Genomic DNA, 6,976 nt, shown 5'->3' on the forward strand with positions numbered 1-6,976 from the left:
CGGGTAATACGTATTGCCGATTGATTAGACCGTAACGCACGAGTGTCCGGTTGGCAACGGTCTCCGCCGTTCCGAGCGATGCCGCGGCGACCCGCGGGCGTCCTCAGCCGGGAGCGGGCCGGGTGTCAGGGCTCGGTGGCATGCTCGACCCCGAGCGCGGCCGGCGGGCGGCGGCGCGGAGCGGAGCAGCATGATCGGATTGGATCTCACCGGGCGCACGGCCCTCGTCACGGGGTCGGGGCAGGGCATCGGGCTGGCCATCGCGACGACGCTCGCGGAGGCGGGCGCCGAGGTGATCGTGAACGCCCGCTCCGAGCGGTCGATCCGCCGGGCGATCGAGGCCGTCGGCGCCGCGGTGCCGGAGGCGCGGGTGCGCGGAGTCGCGGCCGACGTGTCGACGGAGAAGGGCACGGCCTCCCTCCTGCGCGCGGCCTCGGAGGTGGACGTGCTCGTCAACAACCTCGGGATCTTCGGCTCCGCCGATGCGCTCTCCATCGACGACGACGAGTGGCGCCGCTACTTCGAGGTCAACGTGCTCACCGGCGTGCGCCTGACCCGCGCCTACCTCCCCGGGATGATGGAGCGCGAGTGGGGCCGCGTCCTCTACATCGGCAGCGACTCCGCCGTCGTCACGCCCGCCGAGATGATCCACTACGGAGTGTCGAAGACCGCGCTGCTGGGCGTCTCGCGAGGCTTCGCCAAGGCCGCCGCCGGCACCGGGGTGACGGTGAACAGCGTGCTCGCCGGGCCGACCCACACGGGCGGCGTCGAGGACTTCGTCTACGAGCTGGTCGACCGCGAGCTCCCGTGGGAGGAGGCGCAGCGCGAGTTCATGCGCCTGCACCGGCCGCAGTCGCTGCTGAAGCGCCTCATCGAGCCGGAGGAGATCGCCCACATGGTGGCGTACCTCGCCTCCCCGCTCGCCTCGGCCACCACGGGCGCCGCCGTGCGCGTCGACGGCGGCTACATCGACTCGATCGTGCCGTAGCGCGCGCTCCCGGGGCTTCCCGGGGCGCCGGCCGTCAGCGCGGAGGGGCGACCGAGCCGCCGGGGCGCCACGGGCCGCCGATGCGCTCCTGGAGGAGCGGTGCCGCCGGGTCGGCGAGGCGGGCGAGCAGCGCCTCCACTCCGCGGCGGCCGAGCTCGCGGCCGGGCGCGACGAGCAGGTCGAGCGCCGGGTCGGCCAGGTCGGCGACGTCGGGGTCGGAGGCGAGCAGGACGATCGAGAGGTCCTCGGGCACGCGCAGCCCGCGGTGCCGCACCTCGTGCGCGAACCCGACGGCGGCGCCCCCGTTGACGATCACCACGGCGGTCGCGGAGGCGGGGTCGAACGAGCGGGCGAGGGTGCGGCCGCCGGCGGGCGACTCCTCGCAGCGCAGCAGCACGCCCTCGACGCCGCGGGCCGCGCAGGCGAGTGCGAACGCCTCCTGGGTGCGCGCGTAGGGGCCGAAGTCAGCCGCGGCGTCGCGGTCCGGGCCGAGCACGAGCGCCACCCGCGCGTGCCCCAGGCCGGCGAGCCGGCCGAGCGCCTCCTCGACCATCCCCTCGAAGTCGATGTCGACCCAGTCGAGGGCGGACGGGTCGCGGGTGCGCCCGATGAGGGCGAAGGGCGTGCCGGAGTCCCGAAGGACCGGCACGCGCTCGTCCTCGCTGGTGACCTGCATCAGCACGACGCCGTCGATCAGGCCGTCGGCGCGCAGGTCGGCGAGGCGGTCGGAGCCGCCGACCGTCGGCCACAGGACGATCGAGTGGTCCTGCTCCGCCGCGGCCTCGGCGGCTCCGAGCAGGAACGAGGTGGCGGTGTTGAGCGGCCGGCTCGACACGAGCGGGTAGACGACCGCGACGATCCCGGAGCGGCGCCGCGCGAGAGCGCGGGCCAGTGCGTGCGGCCGGAAGCCGAGCTCGCGCATCGCCGCCCGCACCCGCTCGCGGGTCTCGGGCGAGACGGGCTTGGTGTCGTTGACCACGAACGAGACCGTCGCGATCGAGACCCCCGCGAGGCGCGCGACGTCCCTCATCGTGGCCACCGCGCCTCCTCCGCTCGCGCCGCCCGGCCGTGGTTGACGCGGGGCGGACGTCTCCCGCATCCTAGGAGACGCGGCCGGTAAAGCGGTTAACCCCGTGTCGGGCCGCCCACCGCCGCACCGTCTCCACCGTCGAAGAAGGAACACCGTGACCACACCCTCCTCCCCCGTCCGCGTCCTCGTCTGGGGCGAGAACCGCCATGAGCAGATCGAGGAGAAGGTCCGCGCGATCTACCCCGACGGCATGCACAGCACGATCGCCGACGGCATCCGCGAGAACCTCGGCGAGCGCGCCTCCGTCTCCACCACCACGCTCGACGAGCCCGAGCACGGCCTCACCGAGGACGTCCTCGACGCCACCGACGTGCTCGTATGGTGGGGCCACATGGCCCACGGCGACGTCTCCGACGAGATCGTCGAGCGCGTCCAGCGCCACGTCCTCTCGGGCATGGGCCTCGTCGTCCTGCACTCCGGCCACTGGTCGAAGATCTTCGGCAAGCTCATGGGCACCACCTGCACGCTGCGCTGGCGCTCGGAGCAGGACCGCGAGCTGGTCTGGACCGTCGACCCCACGCACCCCATCGCCCAGGGGATCCCGCACCCCTTCGTGATCCCCCGGCAGGAGATGTACGGCGAGTTCTTCGACGTGCCGGCGCCCGACGAGCTCGTGTTCCTCTCGACCTTCTCGGGCGGCGAGGTCTTCCGCTCCGGCATGACCTGGAAGCGCGGCCACGGGCGCATCTTCTTCTTCTCCCCCGGCGACCAGGACTACCCCGTCTACCACCAGGCCGAGGTGCGCCGCGTGATCGCGAACGGCGTCGAGTGGGTGCGCTCCTCGCGCCCCGAGCGCCGCCTCCCGGTGCTGCAGCGCTACGAGGCCGAGGACTTCCACAACGGCCAGGACTACGAGGGAGCGCTCGTCCGATGACGGTCCGCCTCGTCCAGGTCGGCGCCGGCGCGATGGGCCGCGCCTGGATCCGCACCATCCGCGACTCCCCGGACGCCGAGCTCGTCGGCCTGGTCGACCTCGACGTCGACCTCGCGACGGCCGCGGCGGAAGAGGAGGGGGTCGGCCCGGTCGCGGTCGGCACCTCCGTCGCCGAGGTCGCCGCGCGCTCCGGCGCCGACGCCGTGGTCAACGTGACCGTGCCGCGGGCGCACCTGCCCGTCAGCTCGGAGGCGCTGTTCGCCGGGCTGCCCGTGCTCTCCGAGAAGCCGATCGCGCCGACCATCGCCGAGGCGCTGGTGCTCGCGGCGACGGCAGAGGCCTCGGGCCGGCTCCTGATGACCAGCCAGTCGCGCCGCTACTACGCAGCGATCACCGCCTTCCGCGAGCAGATCGCCGGGCTCGGGCAGCTGGGCACCGCCTCCGTGCACTTCGCGAAGGCGCCCCGCTTCGGCGGCTTCCGCGACGAGATGGACCACGTGCTCCTGGTCGACATGGCGATCCACGCCTTCGACGCGGCGCGGTACCTGCTCGACAGCGACCCGGTCGCGGTCTACTGCGAGGAGTACAACCCGGGCTGGAGCTGGTACGCCGACGGAGCCGCGGCGAGCGCCGTGTTCGAGTTCGCCGGCGGAGTGCGCTTCAGCTACACCGGCAGCTGGTGCGCCGACGGCCTCGAGACCTCGTGGAACGGCGACTGGCGCGTGAACGGGGCCGGCGGCACCGCGCACTGGGACGGCGACGGCGCTCCGGAGTGGCAGTCGCGCGAGTCGGAGGCGGTGCGGACCGCCACGCTCGAGCCCGTGCCCGAGGAGATCGCGGGCTCGCTCGCGGAGTTCGTGCGGGTGCTGGGCTCGGGGGCGGTCCCCTCGGGCGAGGTGCACTCGAACGTGCGGAGCCTCGCGATGGTGGAGGCGGCGGTCCGCTCCTCCGAGACGGGCGCGCGGGTGCGGCTCGACGACGTGCTGGAGGAGGGGTACGCGGAGGCACTGACGCTCGCGCGCGACGAGCGAGTCCGCGCGGCCCTCGGCTCCTGGGGCTCGGCCGCCGAGGGTCTCGCGCGCTGACCACGCCGCCCGGCGGATCTCGAGACGTCCGTGCCGGCGTCTCGAGACCCCGCCCGGTCGCGGCTCCGCCACCGCGCGTTCGCCGGGCGGACACCTGCGGGCGGCGGCGCGTTCACCGGGGGCGGCCAGCGTGGGCGGGTTCCTTCGAAGCCGCTCAGGAGACCCGTGTCCTCTCGTCACACCCGCACCCGCACACGCACCGCCACCCTCGCCCTCACCGTCACCCTCGCCGGCTGCACCCTCGGAGCCGCGGCCCTGCCCGCCTCCGCCGCGGGCGACTCCTTCTTCACCCGCATCGCCACGGTGCCGGCCTACCTCAACGCGGCCGACCCGTCCGCCGACTCCGCCGTCGCCGAGATCTCGAGCGCGTCGCCCGACGGCCGCCTGGTCTACTCGACGGACTCCGCCGGGCAGCGCATCGACGTCCTCGACATCTCGGACCCCGACGCCCCCGAGCCGCGCGGCGGCGTCGGCGTGGGCGGCGAGCCGACGTCGGTCTACGCGACCGGCGAGTACGTCCTCGCGGTGGTCGACACGAGCGATGGCGACTTCGCGAACCCCTCCGGCCACGTCAGCGTGCTGCACGCCGACGACCTCGCGCCCGTCGCGAGCATCGAGCTCGGCGGCCAGCCCGACTCCATCGACGTCACCACCGACGGCTCGACCGCGGTCATCGCGATCGAGAACCAGCGCGACGAGGACCTCGCCCCCGAGGGCGGCGAGGAGGGCGACCTCCCGCAGGCGCCCGCCGGGGAGCTCGTGGTGATGGATCTCGCGGGCGACCCCTCCGCCTGGGTGCCGGAGCACGTCGACCTCACCGGTCTCGCCGGCCTCGACACCCCGTCGGACCCGGAGCCCGAGTACGTCTCGATCAACCCGGCCGACACGGCCGTCGCCGTGACGCTGCAGGAGAACAACGCCGTCGCGATCGTCGACCTGGCCACCCGCTCCGTCACCGCCTCGTACACCGCGGGCACCGCCTCCGTCAGCGGCATCGACACGCTCGACGACGACTCGATCTCGCTGACCGGCTCGATCACCGACGTCCCGCGCGAGCCCGACGCGATCGGCTGGGTCGGCGACGACCACGTCGCGATCGCGAACGAGGGCGACTGGAAGGGCGGCACGCGCGGCTGGTCGATCCTCGACGCCGCGACCGGGGCCGTGCAGTGGGACGCCGGGAACTCGTTCGACCACCTCGCGGTGCGCCTCGGGCTCTACCCGGACAAGCGCTCCGACGCGAAGGGCTCCGAGCCCGAGGGCCTGCTCTCGGCCACCTTCGACGGCGTCCCCTACGTGTTCGTCGGCGCCGAGCGGGCGAACTTCGTGGCCGTCTACGACGTATCGGAGCCGACCGCGCCGCGCTTCGTGCAGGCGCTGCCGTCGACGCCCGGCCCGGAGGGGCTGCTCGCCCTGCCCGAGCGCGACCTGCTGGTCGTCTCGAGCGAGACCGACGACGCCGAGGCCGCCGTCCGCGCGAGCGTGCAGCTCTACGCGCTCGGCGCCTCCGCCCCCGCGTTCCCGACCGTGCTGTCGGCCGACGTCGACGGATCGCCGCTGCCCTGGGGTGCGCTCTCGGGCCTCTCGACCGACCCGGCGGCGCCCGACCGCCTGTACGCGGTGAGCGACAGCGCCTACGCGCCGAGCACACTCCACTCGATCGACGCCTCCGTCTCGCCGGCGCTGCTCGACACGACCCTCACGGTGACCGAGGGCGGCGAGCCCGCCGCTCTGGATCTGGAGGGGATCGCCGCCCGCGTCGACGGCGGCTTCTGGGCCGTGACGGAGGGCGGGACAGGCGACGGCAACGCGCTCCTGCGGCTCGACGCGGACGCCGCGGTGACCGAGCGGATCGCCCTGCCCGCGGAGCTCGCCTCCGCACTGGGCAAGCAGGGCTTCGAGGGAGTGACCGTCGAGGACGGCGCCGCCGGTGAGATCGTCTGGACGGCGCTGCAGCGCGAGGCCTCGATCGACGCCGACGGAGTGGTCCGGATCGGGCGCTACGACGTCGCCGCCGACAGCTGGAGCTTCTTCGGCTACCCGCTGGAGGCCGTCTCCGGGGCGGACGGCGACTGGAACGGGCTCTCGGAGATCACGCTGACCCCCGCGGGCACGCTCGCGGTGATCGAGCGCGACAAGCTCAACGGGCCGGACGCCGCGCTGAAGGCCGTGTACACGGTGCCGCTGCCGACGGAGGCCGGCGCGGCGGTCGGCGAGACGCTGCCGATGCTCGAGAAGACCCTCGCGGTCGACGTGCTGCCCGCGCTGCAGTCCGGGAACGGCTGGACCCAGGAGAAGCTCGAGGGCCTCGGGATCACCGGCTCCGGCGAGGTGTTCGCGGTGACCGACAACGACGGTGTGGACGACGCGAACGGCGAGACGGTGCTCGCATCGCTCGGCTCCGCGGAGTCCGTGTTCGGGACGGGGACGGTGCCGACCCCGGGACCGACGGCTGAGCCGACAACGGCGCCGACCGCGCAGCCCACGGTCGCGCCGACGACTGAGCCGACCACGGCGCCGACCGCGCACCCCTCGGCCGAGCCGACCCGCACGCCGGCTCCTGCTCCGGCCGGCGCCGTTCCTCCGCGGACCGGATCGGGACTCGCGAGCACCGGCGTCGAGACGGGCTGGACCGCCGCGGCGGCGCTCGCCCTGCTCGCCGGTGGAGCGCTCGCGCTCGGAGTCACGCGCCGCCGCCGCGACGCGCGCTGACGAACGCCGACGGCCCGGGGGACAGTGTCCTCCGGGCCGTCGGCGTTCCCCCGCGCGAGCGGGGCGGGTGGTCGGGTGTCAGCTTCCGGTGGGGGCGTCCTCGGTGTCGGGAGAGGTGCTCTCGGAGGGCGCCTGCGGGGCGACGGGCGCGGCAGGGCCGGAGCAGGAGCCGGCGTGCGGGTCGGCTCGGCCGAGGGGTGCGCGGTCGGCGCCGTGGTCGGCTCAGT

General features: G+C 74.4%; 5 protein-coding genes. 4 read left to right on the plus strand and 1 reads right to left on the minus strand.

Annotated elements, in window-relative coordinates; translation table 11 throughout:
* Window positions 1-193: 193 nt before the first annotated feature.
* On the plus strand, window positions 194-988 hold the full coding sequence (locus tag C5C63_RS13705; RefSeq protein WP_104297739.1) for an SDR family NAD(P)-dependent oxidoreductase: 795 nt from the start codon (window positions 194-196) through the stop codon (window positions 986-988).
* 34 nt (window positions 989-1,022) lie between these two features.
* On the opposite strand, the gene C5C63_RS13710 is transcribed toward C5C63_RS13705, so the two are convergent.
* Window positions 1,023-2,018 (minus strand): LacI family DNA-binding transcriptional regulator, encoded by a 996-nt coding sequence (locus C5C63_RS13710; protein WP_258059511.1) that lies wholly within the window; start codon window positions 2,016-2,018, stop codon window positions 1,023-1,025.
* A gap of 154 nt (window positions 2,019-2,172) precedes the next feature.
* On the opposite strand from C5C63_RS13710, the gene C5C63_RS13715 reads away from it, so the two are divergent.
* The 3 genes from C5C63_RS13715 to C5C63_RS13725 all read left to right on the plus strand — a co-directional run bounded on the left by C5C63_RS13715 (window position 2,173) and on the right by C5C63_RS13725 (window position 6,749).
* Window positions 2,173-2,952, plus strand: coding sequence for a ThuA domain-containing protein (locus C5C63_RS13715; protein WP_104326249.1), 780 nt, complete (start codon window positions 2,173-2,175; stop codon window positions 2,950-2,952).
* Window positions 2,949-4,037 carry a Gfo/Idh/MocA family protein gene (locus tag C5C63_RS13720; protein WP_104267971.1) on the plus strand — a complete coding sequence of 363 codons (1,089 nt, stop codon included), beginning with the start codon at window positions 2,949-2,951 and terminating at the stop codon, window positions 4,035-4,037. The genes C5C63_RS13715 and C5C63_RS13720 overlap by 4 nt, the downstream gene beginning before the upstream one ends.
* Window positions 4,038-4,202: 165 nt before the next feature.
* The gene (locus tag C5C63_RS13725; protein ID WP_104326250.1) at window positions 4,203-6,749 is read left to right on the plus strand and encodes an esterase-like activity of phytase family protein; all 2,547 of its coding nucleotides are present in this window, start codon (window positions 4,203-4,205) and stop codon (window positions 6,747-6,749) included.
* Window positions 6,750-6,976 lie beyond the last annotated feature (227 nt).

It is taken from the genome of Rathayibacter sp. AY1B8 (genome assembly GCF_002932775.1).
Lineage (GTDB): Bacteria > Actinomycetota > Actinomycetes > Actinomycetales > Microbacteriaceae > Rathayibacter.

Coding starts and splice junctions, on each gene's coding strand:
- C5C63_RS13710 (WP_258059511.1), bottom strand. CDS start 2,018: ATGAGGGACGTCGCGCGCCTCGCGGGGGTCTCGATCGCGACGGTCTCG.
- C5C63_RS13720 (WP_104267971.1), top strand. CDS start 2,949: ATGACGGTCCGCCTCGTCCAGGTCGGCGCCGGCGCGATGGGCCGCGCC.